The 510-nt window shown below is 64.1% G+C and carries 1 pseudogene; it reads left to right on the top strand.

The annotated features are described in order from the left end of the window. Positions 1 to 41 precede the first annotated feature (41 nt). Positions 42 to 510: pseudogene (locus tag F7R02_RS25830) on the top strand (integrating conjugative element protein); the annotation flags it as partial.

Below are 510 nucleotides of genomic sequence, written 5' to 3'. Positions count from 1 at the left end.
GGTGTTCCTCGGCAGCGTCGATTTCGATTGAGGATACGGCGATGAAGCGTCCTGAACTGATGAATCTCTCTACCAAGGCACGCCGCCTGCTGCGCACCACGGCGCTGGCCGGCGCGCTTGCCCTGGGTTGCGGCCTCGCATGGGCGCAGAACGGCTTCCAGGCCAGCGGCCCCGTCATCGGCGATGAGGTCATGTATTCGATTGGTGGTGGCAGCGCGGTGTCCATGGGCCGCGCGGCAGGCATGCGTTGGATCGGAGTCGGTGCGGGCTGGAACAGCAACCTGATCTGCGGCGACATGAGCCTCCAGACCACGCTGAAGAACCAGCTCAACGGTGTCACGAACGGCTTTCAGCAGATCATGAGCAACGTGATCCAGAGTGCCACCAGCGCCGTGGCGTCCCTGCCTGCGCTGATCATCCAGCGCGCCGATCCAGGCTTGTACAACCTGCTCACAAATGGCGTGCTGCAGGCGCGGCTGGACTTCGACCGCTCGAAGCTGACGTGCCGCG

It is taken from the genome of Xanthomonas cissicola, assembly GCF_008801575.1.
Lineage (GTDB): Bacteria > Pseudomonadota > Gammaproteobacteria > Xanthomonadales > Xanthomonadaceae > Xanthomonas > Xanthomonas cissicola.
This window is presented reverse-complemented; position numbering and strand designations above follow the sequence as displayed.